General features: G+C 35.4%; 1 protein-coding gene. It reads left to right on the forward strand.

Features of this window, described 5'->3' with window-relative positions:
- Nucleotides 1-103: 103 nt before the first annotated feature.
- A partial coding sequence (locus tag FFR48_RS28430; RefSeq protein ID WP_137669630.1) for a hypothetical protein occupies nucleotides 104-494 on the forward strand: 391 nt, incomplete at its 3' end.

Genomic DNA, 494 nt, shown 5'->3' on the forward strand with positions numbered 1-494 from the left:
TAGACAAAACTTCCCACGAAAGATTATTATAAAATCTGAATGCAACATAAGTGATGTTATGCAAGAAGTCTAAGAATTGTAGAAATACCAAAAGGGTGTAATTATGGCAAGAAAGTCCAGAGATTTTAAGGAGTTGATGCAAGAAAAACAAAGTTCTCAGAAGAGACGAAAACATCTGGAAGCACTCAGAACTAAAATGACAGAGGGCGTTTTTGGAGAACTAGCAGCAAATATGCTTATAGAACCCAAGGGTGCAATCAAAATGTCGGAAGTTATGAAAGATTTTATAGCACCCTATATGGATTCCATAGACAATTTAAAAGAATTAAAGGCTTTTTTTAGTTTGGCTGCCATTGCTTGGAATGCGGCAGTGTTACCTGAATCAGATAAAAAAGAAGTTCTTGATGCTTTTTTACAACAGCAGTTACTTGTATATGATCCAGAAACCCAACGGGAAACCAGAGAAATTATTGCGGAATTAATTGCTAGAAAAC

The organism is Sphaerospermopsis reniformis (assembly GCF_005402885.1).
GTDB lineage: Bacteria > Cyanobacteriota > Cyanobacteriia > Cyanobacteriales > Nostocaceae > Sphaerospermopsis > Sphaerospermopsis kisseleviana.